Source organism: Xylanibacillus composti, assembly GCF_018403685.1.
In the GTDB taxonomy this organism is placed as follows: Bacteria; Bacillota; Bacilli; order Paenibacillales; family K13; genus Xylanibacillus; species Xylanibacillus composti.
Window position 1 is genome coordinate 61,566 of sequence record NZ_BOVK01000032.1, and the last position, 17,141, is coordinate 78,706.

Sequence of the window (17,141 nt, forward strand, 5' to 3'; positions counted from 1 at the left end):
CCGAATATGGCACTGGACACAGAGATCAAATCACAACTTGCGCAATATCTCGAACTATTGGAAGGAGATATTGTGCTGAAAGTCAGCGCAGGCTCCGATGCTGTATCCAAAGAAATGCTGGATCTGGTCGAGGAGTTGTCCAGCATGTCCGCCAGAATCACTATCGAAAAAACAGAGCTGCCCCGTACACCAAGCTTCAGTGTAAACCGCGTTGGCGAAGACACGGGTGTCACGTTCGCCGGAGTCCCGCTTGGCCATGAGTTCACATCCTTGGTGCTGGCTCTGCTGCAAGTTAGCGGCAGAGCTCCCAAGGTGGATCAGAGCGTCATTGACCAGATCAAGGCACTGCCTGGCGAATATCATTTCGAAACGTTTGTCAGCCTGAGCTGCCACAATTGTCCGGATGTCGTGCAGGCGCTCAATGTCATGAGCGTGGTCCATCCCGGCATCACGCACACCATGATCGATGGCGCGGCCTTCAAAGAAGAGGCCGAGAGCAGAGATGTCATGGCTGTTCCTTCCGTCTTCCTGAACGGCGAGTTTTTCGAGAGCGGCCGCATGTCGCTTGAAGAAATTCTGGCCAAGATCGGAAGCGCGCCGGACGCATCGGCCTTTGCCGACAAAGATCCCTTTGACGTTCTTGTCATCGGCGGCGGCCCGGCAGGGGCAAGCGCAGCCATCTATGCCGCGCGCAAAGGCATTCGCACGGGTATTGTGGCGGAACGCTTCGGCGGTCAGGTGATGGACACCTTGGGAATAGAGAACTTTATCAGCGTTAAATATACGGAAGGTCCTAAACTCGTAGCCAGCTTGGAAGAGCATGTGAAAGAGTACGGGATCGATATCATGAATCTGCAGCGTGCCAAACGGTTGGAGAAGAAGGAACTGGTCGAAGTTGAGCTCGAAAACGGCGCAGTGCTGAAGAGCAAAACAGTCATCCTCTCCACAGGCGCCCGCTGGCGCAATTTAGGAGTGCCGGGCGAAGCAGAATTCAAGAACAAAGGGGTAGCCTATTGCCCGCACTGCGACGGACCGTTGTTCGAAGGCAAGCATGTAGCTGTAGTAGGCGGCGGCAACTCCGGCGTCGAAGCGGCTATCGACCTGGCCGGCATAGCTGGTCATGTCACGGTCTTCGAATTCATGCCGGAGATGAAGGCTGACGCTGTTCTGCAAGACCGCTTGCACAGCTTGTCTAACGTAACGGTATTGACCAACGTGCAGGTGAAGGAAATCACAGGCGACGACAAAGTAAACGGCATTGCCTACTTAGAACGCGATACCGAAGCCACGAAGCATATCGACCTGCAGGGCGTATTCGTGCAAATCGGCCTAGTTCCTAATACAGACTGGCTTGGCGATACGGTTGAGCGTACCCGCTTCGGCGAAATTGTCGTCGATAACCGCGGAGCTACGAACGTGCCGGGCGTTTTCGCCGCAGGCGACTGCACGAACAGTCCCTACAAGCAAATCATCATTTCTATGGGATCTGGAGCGAATGCAGCCTTGGGGGCATTCGACTATCTCATTCGCAATTAAAGAATTCATTTCCCTAACTATAGGACTGTCTGCAAGACTTTCGACTTGCAGACAGTCTCTTTTTTTGTCCATGACCCCTATCTCCTGTTCTACACCGGGCAGCCAAGGAATACAATGTACAGCATGTACTTGTTGGTCAAGCCTTATTCTTACTTGTAGAAGGAGAAGCGAACATGAACAGTTTTCTTGGCTATATTGTGTTAGGACTGACCTTAGCCGCACCGATTGGTCCCGTCAACTCGGCTCAGCTTGACAAAGGCATCCGCTTCGGCTTTTTCCATGCATGGCTCGTAGGATTAGGGGCGATGGTCGCCGATGCCGTCTTCATGCTGCTCATTTACTTCGGCTTGGCCCACTTTTTAAGCACACCCTTTATGAAGACCTTCCTGTGGTCTTTCGGCTGCTTTGTCCTGCTTTATTGCGGCATCGACAGCATGCGGAACGCGCATGCCCTTCAGGCTGATATGCGGCAGGGAAACGAGTCTTCCCTTCGCTCCTTTTCCTCCGGCTTCTTCATGACATTGACCAATCCCCTCAGCATCCTGTTTTGGCTCGGCATCTACGGCTCCATCCTGGCCAAAACGGCAGAAACCTATGCGACCTGGGATCTGCTGCTATACAGTTCGGGCATATTCATTGGCATATTCTTGTGGGACGTCGGCATGGCTGCCGCAGCCAGCCTGTTTGCCCGATGGCTCAACTCCCATGTGCTCGGCTGGATTACCAGAATCGCAGGCTTTTCTTTAATCGTGTTCGGCGTTTATTTCGGCTGGCAGGCTGTTCATATGCTGGCATCACGCCTCTGACGCCTCTTCCTCTCTTTTCCACCTTCTTGTCATGATCCAGGTTACGGCACCCAGTACTACAAGAAACCCCAGGCTGATGAAAAATCCGGGTCTTGAGATCTTGTCGAAAAGCGTGCCTGCTGCAGCCAGCAGGATCATCGCGACAGCAATGATGGTCTTGATCTGGCCCCATGCGGTCAGCTTTAACAGCTTGCGGGAAGCAAAGACGATAAACAGCCACGAATAAAGCAGCATCAATCCGCCGGCCGTCGTCAAATATTCAAAAACCTTATCCGGCAAAACCAGCGCTGTAATGATCGAAACGATCATCCCCCCAATCGTCAGCAGCAGGGAAGCATAGGGAAGCTTCCGCTTCGTTCTCTTGCTCAACAGCTTCGGCGCATCGCCCGTTTTGGCCATATTGGCCATCATCTGTGTTACGGCAAACAAGGAGGCCACAAGGCTCGAAAATCCGGCGATAATCAGGACACCGTTGAACACATGCACAACAGGCGTGAATTTCAGATCCTTGAGTGCTGTAACGAAAGGACTTTCGTTCGTATTGAACTTGTCCAGCGGCGCCAGCAGCAAAGTCAATCCCATGGAAGCCACGTAAAGGATGGTGATGATAGTGAGCATCACCTTTCCGGATTTGGGCGCTTCCTTAGGCTGCTTCAGCTCAGCCGCCATCAACCCCATCACTTCGATGCCTGCGAATGCAAAAAACACATAGATCAAGGCTGTCCACATGCCCATTGCCCCGCCCGTAAAGAAGTGATCCATACTTTGGGGTTCGTGAATGTGAGCATTTTCCTTGCCCAGCACACCGGGAATGACCAGCAGGGCTAAGGCAATGAACAAAACGATTGCGGATACTTTCACAATGGCGAATACATTTTCCGCCTTCTCAAAGCCCGCGGTCCCGAACAAGACGATCACAACCCCTAACAAGGCATAGATGGCCGTAAGCAGCCAAAGCGGCGTATCCGAAAACCAGAATCGGGTAAATAAGCCAATAGCCGTCAGCTGACTGCCCAGAATCAGAATTTCGGACGACCAGTACATCCACCCGTGGCTGAAGCCCGACCAGCGGCCGAACGCTTTTTTCGAATAAGTGCGGAATGAACCTTCTTCTGCATGCTGGGCAATCATATTCGCCAATGCGTCAAAAACAAAGTAGGTACAGACTGCCGCAATCAAAAATAACAGCAGTATGGAGAATCCGCTTTTTTCGATGGCGATGCTGGAACCGAGAAAAAATCCCGTTCCCGTTGTAAAGCCTAATCCGAGCAAAGCGAGTCCCCACCAGCTTAAATGACCCTTCCCTTTTTTATGTTCTCCCACGCTCATTTCCTCCGGCATTGTTGACACATAGAGTTTGACATAGTATCGGTTGTTATTCCACAAACCGAGGACTTTCATGCACGCGTCTCTATCTCCCTCCCCTAGAACTTCCAGGAACTGCTAGCTCACAGCAGAGCCATTCGTGGTAATATGGCTGTCGGAGGTGCATAAGATGAATACGAGCATAGGCAAGTTGACTATTTCTGCAGCCCTATTGATATCATCCTTGGGGTTGCTGGCGGATGCTTCTGAAGCGGAGACAGCGGACAGTCGTATTGTAAAACAAGTTTCCTTCCGCGAAGAACCTTCCGTGTCTGGAAAGCTGATCAGGTATCTGGAGAACGGCGAACAGGTCGAGATTGTTCAGCAAGCGAGCAGCTACTGGTACAAAGTGAAGGACAGCGAGGGAAAGACGGGCTTCGTCAGCAGCAAAGAGGAGTTTATAGAAACCGACTATGTCATGACGCAAAACTCCGATCAACTAACCGGAAATAAGAGGAAGTCAATAGAAGATGTTATTGCCGAGGGAAAATCTTATTGGGGTACCCCTTACGAATTCGGGTCCAACCGGAATTCGACCCGCACTTTCGATTGCTCAGACTTTGTGCGCCGTTCCTTTATAGAGGCGATTGGATTGTATTTGCCGACTGACTCGCGCAAGCAAGCCAGCTATGTAAAGGACCTGGGCAATCTCGTTCACAGCCTGAATCAGCTCAAGCGGGGCGACCTGGTATTCTTCATGGATTACCAAGGATCGAATCGTTCCGATTACGCTGGCATAAACCGGGCGAAGCAGCGCGTAACGCATGTCGGCATCTATTTGGGAAATGGGGAGATGCTCCATACGTATTCCGAGAATTCCGGCGGCGTACGGATCGATTCCATTGAAGGCGCTTGGGAATATCGCTTTCTATATGGAGGAAGTGTATTTTAGGACCTGCCCGGGCTGCCTTCGGGAGCGTCACTTTCGAACTTTCTTGAACTTGATCATAAGAGCTGGCCTGCCCTCATAGTTTTAGATAAACGGACAGGGAAAGGTGGGAGCATGCGATGTTCGGGAGGGGTGGATTCCGCCGAACCGGATATAGAAAAGTAAGAATCGCCAAATTTGTGCTCCTGCTTTTCCTCGTGCTGCTGCTCGTCGTCACGCTTCTGATCCGCTCTTTCTCACGAGGTGAAAGCGCCGAAGCCCGCGAGGCTGTCATTGTTTTCTATCGCTATGAGCAGACGGGCGACTTCGGCAGCGCCTGGGAGATGTTCCACCCCTATATGCAGCAAAAATTCAACAAGGCCCAGTACATTAAAACACGCAACCACGTGATTCTGGAGCATTTTGGCGTAGACACATTTGCATTCACGGTCGGCAGCGCCAAGCTGATCGGCAATTGGACGATGTCCTTCGATGCCCCCGCTTTGTCCAATGTCTATCAAATACCGGTCACGCAGCATTTTCAAGGAAGGACCTTCGGCTTATTTGACCTCCATCAAGAGGTCTATGCCGTCAAGCTGGAGGGAGCATGGCGCATCATATGGGATTACCCTTGATCAATGGTCACAGCGGCTCTTCATTGTCGTGATCGCATCCATGATCGCCTTGCCCCTCTCTTGCCTGTCGACAGCAGGCCTCCCATTTTTCCGTATCGATCCCCATTTGCGCCAGGACAGTATAAATATCCAGACTCACCTTTTGTTCATGCATACGCATTCCCCTTTATCGTTAGTTGCTTGGATAACAGGACATTCTCTTATTGCAGCCAAGCGAATATTTGACCCTGGGCGATTTCATCCTCGAAGGACAACCGCTCGCTCCACAGCGGACTATTCACGGCAATCTTCTGCTGAAAGGAAGCTCCCTCATCTGCCGCGATCCGAATCACGGAACCTTTCGGAAGCAAAGGATATATCTTGGCCATGTCTGCATCAGCCACACGCACACAGCCCTGCGACTGATTGGCCCCGATCGATGCGAGCTCGTTTGTTCCATGCACCGCATAAGGACCAAATCCCAGTGCGGCGGTTCCATACACTCCCGGCTGACTGCCATTCGGTTCCCATACACGTTCATCGATTTTGAATATCCCTTCGGGCGTGCGATGGTCTGCTCCGAGCCCGACCTGACTTTGCTGCAGCAGGAAGGGGCCGTTTACAACCCGGAGCGTGTGGCTGCTTGTGGTTACTAGCACTTCCATCGGATGATAAGGAATTTGAGCCTGGCTATAAGGCTGCAGCACCTCTTCCAGGTTGGTCAAGGAAGGCTGATAGAGCCAATCCGGGCCTGTGGCGTGCTCCCTGTCTGTTCGTTCTGCCCTGCCGTGCAAGGGCTTCGGTATAAAACTCAAATAATTATGGGGGTAGCTGTCAGCCAATTCCTGCAGTTGCTGAGGATAATGACCGTGATCCTGATGGAATTGCTCGAGCGCTGTCCGTATGAGGTTCGTGGCAATGTGCAAATCCGGTTGCGCCGCGGCCTGTGCTTCCCCGTAATCCGGATGAACGAAGCGAATATGCACATGGCTGTCACTGCCGGCATGGTAATGCGCGATGACAAACGCTCTGTCCGCTATGCTGCGGTCTGACATCGGACGAACACGCATGTCCTCTTCACCGGCGGCATAAACGCCATGCAGGATGATGCGATCCTCCGGATACTGCTTCCCAAGCTGAAGCGCTTGGTCAAACAAGACCTGCTCAATCTCGCGGGTAGGCCGCTGCGGGTCGAAATACAGGTAGAATGGGCGTTCTCCGGCCTCATAGACGACACTCATGCCGACGGGCTCCATGACGAAACGCGAAACGACAGAGCGGACCCCCGGTTGATAGCTGGCGAGCAGCAGGAATAGAAGCAGGCATAGAAACATCGCGCCTACCGCCAGAGGGAGAACAGGAAGCATACGCTTTCGCTCTGGCACGGAATCCGGCGGACTGCTCTCGTTGGCCTCCTCCAACTCCTTCAACGCCTCGCGAGCCCTGGCCGCATAGGGGGAACCTGCCGCAGCGCTTTTCCTCAGATGATAAAGCGCCTTGTTGTTCTCTCCTTTTTGCTTGTAGGCTTGTCCCACCTCGTAATGCGCCTCATAGGAATGTGGATCCACATAACGAAGAATTTTTTCGTAATACAATGGATCGTCCCGATTGATGAACCTATTTCTTCCGGCCGGCTCCAGATTGTTGCGAAGAGTACCCGATACCCGTCCGGGTCCTGACCTGTTATGCATTCCCTCCTCCTCCTCTCTAAGAGAAAAACCTTCCAATCCCCTCTTGCTCGCATTGCTTTGGCTTTTGGCTATGGACCTTGCCTTTGACTTCTTCCGTCGCCCTGTTGGCGCTGACTGCTTTGAGCCGCTTTTTTCAAGTAGCTTCTTCGATTATAGGCCTTCACCTTATCCGGATTTTTTCTTCTCCACTGTCTGTTGTACTCAGCTATCTCCTCCGGAGTGCGCTTCCTGTCCCGCTTGGGTGCGGGCTCCACACTCAGCCCAACCATGCAGTGGCTGAGCCTTACATACATCTCGTAAGCTTTCTTCTTCCCATAAACGGTGGCGTAAGCTTTCCCCTTATAGGAAATCACCCACTTGGAATTGTAGCGATGCTTTTGCAAGACAAACCATCAGCTCCTATCAATCAAACAATATTTCGCATCCCATTATTCGACTGTTACGCTCTTCGCCAAATTGCGCGGCTTATCCACGTCGTTCCCCCGTGCCAGGGATGCATAGTATGCGATAAGCTGCAGCGGAATTACCGACAATGCGGGACTTAGCAAATCTGCAGTTGCGGGTATGAACGTGCATTGGTCTGCCACATGATCCAACGGCGGGATGTTTTCGGATGCGATAGCGAAAACATAAGCGCCTCTTGCCTTGACTTCCTTCATATTGCTGATGGTCTTCTCGGCTACGTCTCCTTGCGTCAGCAAGGCCACGATTGGAAAACCATCCTCAACCAGCGCCAGCGTACCGTGCTTGAGCTCCCCGGCAGCAAGCGCCTCGGAATGAATATAAGAGATTTCTTTCAACTTCAGCGAACCCTCCAGCACTGCAGCATAGTCTATGCCTCTTCCTATAAAAAACAGGTTAGGATGCGTAGCGAGCTGCTCCGCCATCTGCTTGAAGGAGTTGGCTTGCTGTAAAATCTGCTCCGCTTGCTTCGGCAGCTTCAGCAGAGCGTCGATCCATGCCATCCTTTCACACTTCTCCAAGCGGTTGACAGCCTGCCCCATATGAATAGCAAGCAGGGCGAAAGCGATGACTTGCGTCGTGTAGGCCTTGGTGGAGGCGACGGCAATTTCCGGCCCCGCACAAGTCAGAAGCACATCATCGGCCTCTCTGGCTATGGAACTGCCGATCACATTCGTAATCGCCAGAACACGCGCGCCTCTCGCTCTCGCCTCACGCATGGCCGCCAGCGTATCGGCTGTTTCGCCAGACTGGCTTACTACAATAACCAACGTCGTCCTCGTCACGATCGGCGCTCGATAGCGATATTCCGATGCAATGTCGAGCTCTACCGGATATCCCGCTATACGTTCGATCAACTTCTTGCCAACCACTCCGGCGTGATAAGCTGTTCCGCATCCAATGATGTGCACCCGATCAATCTGACGCAGCTCTTCCGGCCCCACGCCGATTTCCGAAAGCGTAACCTCCGTGCCCGATGAATCTAATCGCGCACGCATCGTTTTGCTGTAGGCTTCCGGCTGTTCGAAAATCTCTTTCAGCATAAAATGGTCAAACCCGGCCTTCTCGGCAGTATCTATATCCCAGTCCACGTGCAGCACATCTCGAGCAATGGATTGTCCTTCCACAGTCATCAGCTCCACAGCTCGGTCCGTTAACACAGCCATTTCACCGTCATGCAGAACGTAAATATCGCGGGTATGCTCCAACAACGCCGGGATATCGGAGCCGATGAAATTCTCCCCTTCCCCGATTCCAACAATAAGCGGACTGGCCATGCGAACGGCTACCAGCTTGTCCGGCTCGTATTCGGTCAGCACACCCAGCGCGAAAGCTCCCTTCATTCGCTTGACAGCCTGTTGAACTGTCTTGACAATGTCCCCCACATACAGGCTGGCAATCAAGTGCGAAATCACCTCCGTATCTGTCTCGGACACAAAGATATGTCCCTGCCTGACCAATTCTTCCTTTAGCGTGGAATAGTTCTCAATGATGCCGTTGTGCACGACCGAAAATTTGCTGCTATTATCTGTATGAGGGTGCGAATTTACATCTGAAGGCTTGCCATGCGTGGCCCATCGCGTGTGGCCCATTCCGATGTTTCCCTGCAGCGGCTGCTCCCGAAGCTTCGATTCGAGAGAGGCCAATCGCCCCTTCGATTTCCGGATTTGCAGTCCCACTTCCGTAAATACCGCAACGCCTGCCGAATCATAGCCCCGATACTCCAACTTTTGCAATCCATTCAATAAAACCTCCAGCGCGTTTCGCTTCCCTACGTATCCCACAATGCCGCACATGGCTATTCCTCCTTAAACAAGCTGTCTTTGTTCAAGATAGCTGATGAGTTGTTCGATAGACTCGGCCAATGAGAGCCGATCTGTTTTCAGCACCACTTCCGGATTCTCCGGAATTTCGTAAGGCGAGCCGATCCCGGTCAAATTGTGCAGCTTGCCTTCACGCGCTTTTCGATACAATCCCTTCGTGTCTCTCTGCTCGCAAACGGCTAACGGGCAGTCGACAAAAACTTCAATGAAACGTTCCCCGATACTGTCGCGCACCCGAACGCGATCCGCTTGCCGCGGCGAAATCGCCGAGACGATGACGACGAGGCCGGCATCCTGCAGCAACTTGGCAACCTCTCCCACTCTTCTGATATTCTCCGCACGCTCTTCCATGGAAAAACCTAAATCCCGGCTCAACCCTTGACGGACTTGATCCCCGTCCAGCACCAGCGAAGGGATGAGTCTTCGACTCAATTCAGCTTGCAGGGCTGAGGCGATCGTGGATTTGCCCGAGCCTGACAACCCGGTCAGCCAAACCACAAAGCAGTTGAGATAAGGGTATTGCGCCAGACTTTCGGATCGGCTATCCGAATCGCCGCGTTGAAACATCCATGCATCAGCCATTGTCTCCATCAGCAAACTCCTCTCCATAGTGAAATCCCACCGGTTTATTTCTCCCTTAACGCTGTGCGCGTTCGCACCTCGGACTGCTGGTGATCGGGAGCTTGCAGCAGCTTCATGACAAGCGGTTTCAGCTCGTTGATATAGCATTGAACAGAAGCTTCATCGGCATGAATCGCACGTTCCTGGGCGTCGCGAATGAACGCTTGCAGTTCAAGGGTGAATTGATCAAGCGAGTACTTGGGACTTGTGTTCCTCATGAATATCACGTCCATAGCCGTCAGGATTTTGTACATTCCAGGCCCAGGAATCTCTGCACATCTGCTCAATTCCATACTCAGCGCACCATCCCAAATGCTTTTTGGCCTTAGTGGGATCTGCATAGCAAAGCGCGACGTCCCCTGGACGACGCTCGACAATTCTGTATGGAATTACTTTGCCGGACACTTTCTCAAAGATCCGAACCATTTCGAGCACGCTGCACCCTTTCCCCGTACCGAGATTGTATGCGTCAATTCCGTGGCCTGTTAGCACTTTGTCTACTGCTTTCTGATGCCCTCTCGCCAGATCAACCACATGAATGTAGTCCCTGATGCCTGTTCCGTCGGGAGTCGGATAGTCCGCACCGTAAATGTTCAGTTCATCCAGCTTTCCTATTGCTACCTGAGAAATATAAGGGAGCAGATTGTTCGGCGTTCCTGCAGGATCTTCGCCAATGAGCCCGCTCGGGTGGGCGCCTATTGGGTTAAAATAGCGCAGCAGCAAAATGCTCCACGCAGAGTCCGAGCTGTACAAATCTCGCAGTATCTCCTCTATCATGAGCTTTGTGCGTCCGTAAGGATTTGTGGCGCCAAGCGGCGCATGCTCCGGTATGGGCACCACTTTCGGTACGCCATATACTGTAGCTGAGGAGCTGAACACCAGTTTCTTTACTCCGAATTTTTTCATGACTTCACACAGAATGACTGTACCCGTTACGTTATTTTCATAGTATTGCAACGGGGTCTGCACAGACTCGCCTACCGCTTTCAAGCCGGCAAGATGAACAACTGCTTCAATTGGATTCTGTTCGAATATCATCTCTATCGATGATCTGTCAAGCAAATCTGCTTTGTAAAATTGGATTCGCTTTCTGGTAATCTCCTGGACTCTCTCAAGCGACTTGGCGTTACTATTCGATAAATTATCCACCACAACAAGTTGATGCCCTGCATTTAACAGCTCTACACAGGTGTGACTCCCTATATACCCTGCTCCGCCTGTAACTAGTATGGACAATGCTTATCCCTCCATCCTTTTCACTCCTGTTACCTTTGTCTCGCTATATAAGAAGCCGAAAATAATCCAAAAGAAAGGCGCCACGGAAACTACGCTTATGTTGAAGACGGCTTGAATCAAATATCCTGCTGTGCTGGCGAGCAAACCGCAGTGAAAGATTTGGTTTGCGCCCTCTGAGGTTCTGACCTTTTGGACGCCTTTCTTGAAGACCATCCCCAAAATCAGCAGATAGAGCAGAAGCGCCGGTACGCCCATCGTCAGCGCAATTTGCAAATAATCGTTATTCATGTCGTGGATGGGGGTACGAATATAGGTCGAATAGTCTGGATCAACACCCGGATGAAAAACATGTTGAAACGTATTCGGCCCGGAGCCAGTCCAAAAGTAAGCTTCAATTAGAGGAATCGCTGTTTGCCAGATATACCATCTGGAGGCTCCTGCCCAATTTCTGTCGGCATCTGCCACAATTATATGAGTATCGTGCCAAATGCTTTGAGCTCGTTCCCAATAGGTATTCTGAGACAGTCCGTTCAGCACGATCAGTACGAGGAAGAGAGTGACGATGCCAAGCATGCCTTTTTTCCACAGCCCCTTCCTCGTTCTGGCGAACAAGAGCAGAAATACGCTTAATCCCGCCGCAATACCCACCCAAGCGCTTCGTGTTTCGGAATGCAGCGACGCTGCGATGAGTATGCCGAACAACAGCAAATACATGAATGCGGCCGATTTCTTGGCAGCCATCAAAAAAAAGGTAAAGGCCAGCAGTGAGGCCATGACCAAATAGGAACCAAAGTAATCCGGATTGTCGAAAAAGGAAAAGCTTCGATTGGCAAAGTGATGGTTCATATGATCCTGCGGAAAAATAGCAAAACCATAATATTGAGCAATCCCATAACATGCACAAACCAAAGAGCTTGCCGCCATATACTGCAGGACTTTGCTCTGATCGAGCACAGACATGCGGGATGCATGCATAAACAGCGCAACATATGTACCCATGATGACGATTCCCTGATGCTGCGTGCGATCGCCAATTAGTGAAGGGTAATCGGAATTTAAAGTAGAAAAACCGATTAAGAGCAGCAAGGCAACCATCAGCCACTCCATCGGTTTTGGTTTCAACTTTCCATATTTGTACTGTGTCAGCAGCGACCATACGTGCATCCAGCCGAGCAGGATGACAAATCCTATTAAATAATAGGCTTTGACATTCGTATAATAATCCCCCTGACCCCAAGGATAAATTAGAAACGGGTAGAAAAAACAAAACCACTGTAAAACGGAAACACGTTTGCTCCTCATTCCTATGATCCCACGCAGTCTTCTATTATGGAGTGATGTAACTTCTTACGCATTTGCTTCCTGTACTCGCTTCAGCTTTCGGCGGCGCAAGGAAAATCGCTGCGCCAAAGCCAGTATAAATGCCCGCAGTTCGGCAGACATCGTCCATTTTTTCAACATCACAAAGCACAGCAGATAGACCAAAAATACAAAAACAGCCGTCACAACACAGATAAGCAAAGGATTGTTCAAGGTTATAAACAACGGATCGGCTTGCATGACAGCTGCAATCGCAATTGTACTATAGATCAGCGAAGGAACGATCGTTCTGAGCAGATCCGCCATGCTGATGCGAACCAGGTACATACACAATCCCGTCAACAAAATATAATTGACTGTGAAGGCAACAGTAACGCCGGATGCCACACCTGCCAAGCCATAGAAATGCCCCAGGTATGCGCCGGCTACAACAAAAAGCGCATAGATCACCTGAATCAGCGCTCCCTGATAGACCTTCCCCATCGCTCTCACCAATGATTCGCTGAGCTTATAGCCGGTTCTGAAAAAGAGACCAATGATCAGCATCCTGAATGGAAGTACAGCATCCAGCCAGTTCTCCCCCAGAAAAAACACGATCATTTCTTCCGCTCGAATAAAAGCCGCTATTGCGATCGGAGCTGTTATAAAAGCAATCGTTCCCGTGCCATTAAGAAAGACCTGCTTTAATTTCTTTTTATCTCCGTTATTCTGGGATAGAAGAGGGAACAGCACCTGGTCAAGCGTTTCTCCAACAAGATTGACCGGGTACATGAGCAGCTGTTGGGCTCTGGTGTACAGTCCCAGCTCTGACTTGCCCATCAATTTGTTAATGACAAAGGAGTCGCCGCGGGTAGCCAAATAATTGAAAAACCTGGCCAATGTAAATCCTCCGCCGAAATGCAGCAGCTTGCCTGCCGATTCTTTATGGATCTTGAACTTCACTGGTACAGGTTCCAGGATTAAGAACAATACGCTTACCAGCAGGGCTTGCAACAGGTTCGCATAGACAAGCGCCCAGGGACCAAATTGCATAAAAGCCAACGATATCGCTGCTCCACCGTAAAAGATTATGGATATGCTCCTGACGACAGAGATCCGTTTAAACCTGCACTTTTTCTGGCTAAGTGCCTGCGACAAGCTGGCGAGGCTGTTCAGGATAAATACAAACGAAAATACGCGCAGCATCACGATATCCGAGATGCTGAACAGCTTCACCAGCGGAATGGCCAATATGTTGATCACAATAAATACAAAAATGCCAAACAGTATATTCAAGGTATTTCCAGTTATAATGTCATCTTTGCTGATATCTGCTTTCTGGACTATGGCAGGGCCTACGCCAAACATCCAGAACAATTCCGCCAAACCGATGAGGATGGTTAGGGCTACGACCTCACCATAGTCAGCTGGGGACAACAAACGCGCCAAGAAGTAGGTGATGACCAATTGCGCACAGTAGTTGAGAATCGTCATCATCCCCATCCAAAACACACCGGAGAATCCTGTGTCAAAATTGCTCTTTGTACGCATGAGTCGGCAAGCCCCATTTCTTATTCTCTTTTGGTGTCTTCTGCAAAACGATGACACTGCCGAAGCAGATAAACAACTGTATAAAATACAGATTGTAGGACACTACGCCCATTTCGAATGGAAGCAGGCAAATCATAAAGGCCAGGAAAAAATCCCTCAATTTGCTATTGTCATTTTTCATAAGCCACAGCTTGCAAATCAGAAACATATAAAACGAGTAGTAGAGGATGAACCCCATTACGCCATAATTTACTAGCATTTCAATAAAGTTGTTATGCGAATAAACATACCTGCCGTAAGCATCGCCAAACAAAATTTTGAAGTTATCGGTACCATATCCCGTAATCGGACGTTCCTTGAAAAAATCGATTCCATAATCCATCATATACTGTCTTTCCATATCGCCATTCAGCACATTCTGGTTATCTCCGGTTAGCAAATCCAGAAAGCCTGCCATTCGGTAGCCAATGGTATCGTAAAACAATGGAACCGAGAAGATCAGCCAGAAAACAGAACTGATAACAAGAGCAAATAACACGGTATACCGGATCACTCTATTTCTGCCATCCGCGTCTTTCTTCAGGATGAGAAGCAAATAAAAGAAAAGTGCCGGAACCAGGATGTATTTCCTTCCTCCCGACAGAAACAACGTGTATACCTGTGTCATAATGATAAACAGATAGGCCGCTCTCTTTATGCCCTGGCTGTACAAAGAAAGCCATATGGAACAGATGAGCGAAAGCATCATGAGGTTGGCAAATATGTTGGCATTGCCGAACAAGCTTTCACCGAGCCTTTCATCCACAAAGAGCTGATCTCTCCATAACAGCACAGTAAACAGAAGAAATCCGGAAAGCGAAAAGCAAACCAGCACGTTCTTGATATCCATACTGTCTCTAAGAATGGATGTGATGGCTACAGCTAACCCCAAGACGACAATCATGCTGTACAAGCCCGCTAGCGCAACATTGGCGTTATAGGCATATGTGGTTGAAAACAGCGAGATCGCAAGGAATAGTACATACCAGATGAGATAATGGTTGATATGAAATCTTTTGGTATAAAAAATAGTCAGGATACTCACAGCCAGCAACATATACAGACTTAGGCTGTGCAGTCTTGGATCCACGATGGAGGGCTGGCCGATATAGGACAATACGATATACACATAGACAAAGCCTATGCCCATGTTTCTAACGCTCACCGATGTTCGATTTAGCAATTCACCCGGCATGCTTCTCACCTAGTATCTGATTAATGTAATCCTCCCACATCTCTTGGATTTTCGATGGGTGGAACCGCTCCGTTATGTTTCTGGCTTGCAATCCAAGGTCTTGACGCGCTTGTTCGTTCTCTATTAAATAAATGACGGATTGAGCCACCCCGTCCACATCCCCTCTTGGAACCAATATGCCGTTTTTCTTGTTCTCAATAAGCAGCCTGGCTCCGCCCGGACTGCAATCCGTCGCAATGACCGGCAGCCCTGCCGCCATTGCTTCGATTAAAGCGTTGGGAATACCTTCATAGTCGGATGTAAGCACAAACATAAGAGCTGTACTTATCCTCTCGCTTATATTGCTCACCATTCCTTCAAACCGCACATGTCCGACAAGATTCAATTTTTCGACCATCTCGCGCACTCGCTGTTCATCAGGGCCATCCCCATAGAACACAAGCGTCATATCCGGGTACCGATCTACTACTTTGCGAAAAGCCTGCACCATGATATCCTGACGTTTCTGCACCATTTCAAATCTGGCGACAAAAGCGATTTCCCGATGCTTCTGCTTGCTGTGCACCGTCTGTTCCACTATAACCGGATTCGGTATGATGCTGCCCCGAGACCTGATCTTGCTGTTGAAGAAGTCCCTGGCCCCTTCAGTTTGAAATACCCATCCATCGGCGAAGCGATACATGTAAGAACGGAAATTCTCAAATACCCCCTTATATTGGTACGGGTCGCCTCTCTCGGAAATCACGACAGGGACTGCGCTTCCTGAAAGCTTGGCTAATATGGTTAACAGATTCGGATAATTCAAAAACGAAATGACCATGCTCGGCTTCTCCCGTTTGATGACTTTCCGGATCTGAAAAAGCTGGATCAGTCTTCTTACTCCCCTTGTCCGGGCTATCCTTTCCTCGGTTATGTGCCTGATGTCTGGATGCAAAGGGTAATGTCGGGACGTATCTTCATAGGTATACACCAATACCTGGTACCCCCGCTCCGCCAGGGCATTTGCTGTGAAAGTCAGCATCTTTTCTGCCCCGCCGTATCCCAGCCTATGGATGATAAATAAAATCGTCTTTTTTCTCTCCACACTCCTACACCCCTGCCCTAATCCCAAACTCCCTTATAATTTTGAAGAGGGTGGTGAACTTGATTTTGCGTGCCTTCACTCCCCTGGTGTGCACTCTAAACAGTTGCAGGCTTTTCGCAAAGCCCCCTTCAACCTTTCTTAAATACAAGTACCACCGTACAAGGAAAACAGCGAATAACACAGGTCTAAGAATTCCCGGATACAAGAGATACTTGGAGCCCAACAACCCTGCAAGTTCCAGGCAAAGCACATTCCCCCTTTGCTCGGAATCTGCTCTCCACTTATCCACGATCGGCTTGTGGATCGCCACGACATCGGGAGCGTAAACATTATAATAAGCCTTATCCAAGATAATTAGGGACGGACATATTTCCTCAAACCCATATGCCTTGTAAAGATAAGGCATCATGTTCCCGAACACGCTCTTCCGCAAAAAATGACTGCCGCCATGAAAATCGTAGATGGAAGCATATCCGTCAATGACCGTTGTTTTTGACTTTCTTACCTCGCGGTTCTTCTGCAAGCATTCATCCCATACCCTCGTGGAAACCGTTCCTACTTGGGTATTTCGATCAAGATATGCGACCGTCTGAACAAAAAAACGGTCTTGGCTGTTCTCATCGATTACTGCGTCGTCATCCAAGAAGTAGAGGTACTCTCCGTTAGACAGTTTATAGCCCTCATTGCGGCCGCCGCCCGGACCAACATTCTCCTCCAAGTATTGGTAAATATAGGTGTGTCCCCTGCCTTCATGTGCAAATAAGGAATGGATGCTTTCGCCGGTTCCATCTGCAGAGGCATTGTCGATGATGACAAACTCCGTCTTTTCCGGCAGCTTGCAAGCCATACAACTCCTTAGCGCTTCGATTACTTGATCTTTTCGGTTCATCGTAACAACAATGATGGAGAGTTTCATGTTCTCGTTCATTTCCTGTCCTGCCCTCTCTTATT

The 17,141-nt window shown here is 50.0% G+C and carries 17 protein-coding genes; 4 read left to right on the plus strand and 13 right to left on the minus strand.

Annotation, left to right across the window (positions count from 1 at the left end; translation table 11 throughout):
• Window positions 1-6 precede the first annotated feature (6 nt).
• On the plus strand, window positions 7-1,536 hold the full coding sequence (gene ahpF / locus XYCOK13_RS12760) for an alkyl hydroperoxide reductase subunit F (protein ID WP_213412543.1): 1,530 nt from the start codon (window positions 7-9) through the stop codon (window positions 1,534-1,536).
• 173 nt (window positions 1,537-1,709) lie between these two features.
• Window positions 1,710-2,342 carry a LysE family translocator gene (locus XYCOK13_RS12765; protein WP_213412544.1) on the plus strand — a complete coding sequence of 211 codons (633 nt, stop codon included), beginning with the start codon at window positions 1,710-1,712 and terminating at the stop codon, window positions 2,340-2,342.
• Here XYCOK13_RS12765 and XYCOK13_RS12770 read toward each other — a convergent pair.
• The gene (locus tag XYCOK13_RS12770) at window positions 2,331-3,671 is read right to left on the minus strand and encodes an amino acid permease (RefSeq protein ID WP_213412583.1); all 1,341 of its coding nucleotides are present in this window, start codon (window positions 3,669-3,671) and stop codon (window positions 2,331-2,333) included. The two genes, XYCOK13_RS12765 and XYCOK13_RS12770, sit on opposite strands and share 12 nt — an antisense overlap.
• Window positions 3,672-3,837: 166 nt before the next feature.
• On the opposite strand from XYCOK13_RS12770, the gene XYCOK13_RS12775 reads away from it, so the two are divergent.
• On the plus strand, window positions 3,838-4,599 hold the full coding sequence (locus tag XYCOK13_RS12775) for a C40 family peptidase (protein ID WP_213412545.1): 762 nt from the start codon (window positions 3,838-3,840) through the stop codon (window positions 4,597-4,599).
• Window positions 4,600-4,715: 116 nt separating this feature from the next.
• Window positions 4,716-5,210 carry a hypothetical protein gene (locus tag XYCOK13_RS12780; RefSeq protein WP_213412546.1) on the plus strand — a complete coding sequence of 165 codons (495 nt, stop codon included), beginning with the start codon at window positions 4,716-4,718 and terminating at the stop codon, window positions 5,208-5,210.
• Between the two features lie 7 nt (window positions 5,211-5,217).
• Here the strand turns inward: XYCOK13_RS12780 and XYCOK13_RS12785 are convergent, their stop codons facing one another.
• The 12 genes from XYCOK13_RS12785 to XYCOK13_RS12840 all read right to left on the minus strand — a co-directional run bounded on the left by XYCOK13_RS12785 (window position 5,218) and on the right by XYCOK13_RS12840 (window position 17,118).
• Window positions 5,218-5,364, minus strand: coding sequence for a hypothetical protein (locus tag XYCOK13_RS12785; protein ID WP_213412547.1), 147 nt, complete (start codon window positions 5,362-5,364; stop codon window positions 5,218-5,220).
• A gap of 46 nt (window positions 5,365-5,410) precedes the next feature.
• Window positions 5,411-6,880, minus strand: a complete 1,470-nt coding sequence (locus XYCOK13_RS12790; RefSeq protein WP_213412548.1) for a L,D-transpeptidase — start codon at window positions 6,878-6,880, stop codon at window positions 5,411-5,413.
• Between the two features lie 68 nt (window positions 6,881-6,948).
• Window positions 6,949-7,263 (minus strand): hypothetical protein, encoded by a 315-nt coding sequence (locus tag XYCOK13_RS12795; RefSeq protein WP_213412588.1) that lies wholly within the window; start codon window positions 7,261-7,263, stop codon window positions 6,949-6,951.
• Window positions 7,264-7,308: 45 nt separating this feature from the next.
• A complete protein-coding gene (gene glmS, locus XYCOK13_RS12800; RefSeq protein ID WP_213412549.1) occupies window positions 7,309-9,138 on the minus strand; it encodes a glutamine--fructose-6-phosphate transaminase (isomerizing) in 1,830 nt (609 codons plus the stop codon).
• A gap of 12 nt (window positions 9,139-9,150) precedes the next feature.
• On the minus strand, window positions 9,151-9,756 hold the full coding sequence (cysC, locus tag XYCOK13_RS12805) for an adenylyl-sulfate kinase (RefSeq protein ID WP_244865136.1): 606 nt from the start codon (window positions 9,754-9,756) through the stop codon (window positions 9,151-9,153).
• Window positions 9,757-9,791: 35 nt separating this feature from the next.
• Window positions 9,792-10,004, minus strand: a complete 213-nt coding sequence (locus XYCOK13_RS12810; protein WP_213412550.1) for a hypothetical protein — start codon at window positions 10,002-10,004, stop codon at window positions 9,792-9,794.
• Window positions 9,973-11,022 (minus strand): UDP-glucose 4-epimerase GalE, encoded by a 1,050-nt coding sequence (gene galE, locus XYCOK13_RS12815; protein ID WP_213412551.1) that lies wholly within the window; start codon window positions 11,020-11,022, stop codon window positions 9,973-9,975. Before galE ends, XYCOK13_RS12810 begins: the two co-directional genes overlap by 32 nt.
• Before the next feature lie 3 nt (window positions 11,023-11,025).
• Window positions 11,026-12,324 carry an O-antigen ligase family protein gene (locus XYCOK13_RS12820; RefSeq protein WP_213412552.1) on the minus strand — a complete coding sequence of 433 codons (1,299 nt, stop codon included), beginning with the start codon at window positions 12,322-12,324 and terminating at the stop codon, window positions 11,026-11,028.
• 45 nt (window positions 12,325-12,369) lie between these two features.
• The gene (locus XYCOK13_RS12825; RefSeq protein ID WP_213412553.1) at window positions 12,370-13,872 is read right to left on the minus strand and encodes a lipopolysaccharide biosynthesis protein; all 1,503 of its coding nucleotides are present in this window, start codon (window positions 13,870-13,872) and stop codon (window positions 12,370-12,372) included.
• Window positions 13,850-15,106 (minus strand): O-antigen ligase family protein, encoded by a 1,257-nt coding sequence (locus XYCOK13_RS12830; protein WP_213412554.1) that lies wholly within the window; start codon window positions 15,104-15,106, stop codon window positions 13,850-13,852. The genes XYCOK13_RS12825 and XYCOK13_RS12830 overlap by 23 nt, the downstream gene beginning before the upstream one ends.
• Entirely contained in the window at window positions 15,096-16,190 is a 1,095-nt protein-coding gene (locus XYCOK13_RS12835) for a glycosyltransferase (protein WP_213412555.1), read from the minus strand. The genes XYCOK13_RS12830 and XYCOK13_RS12835 overlap by 11 nt, the downstream gene beginning before the upstream one ends.
• A 4-nt stretch (window positions 16,191-16,194) precedes the next feature.
• A complete protein-coding gene (locus XYCOK13_RS12840; RefSeq protein ID WP_213412556.1) occupies window positions 16,195-17,118 on the minus strand; it encodes a glycosyltransferase family 2 protein in 924 nt (307 codons plus the stop codon).
• Window positions 17,119-17,141: the final 23 nt, after the last annotated feature.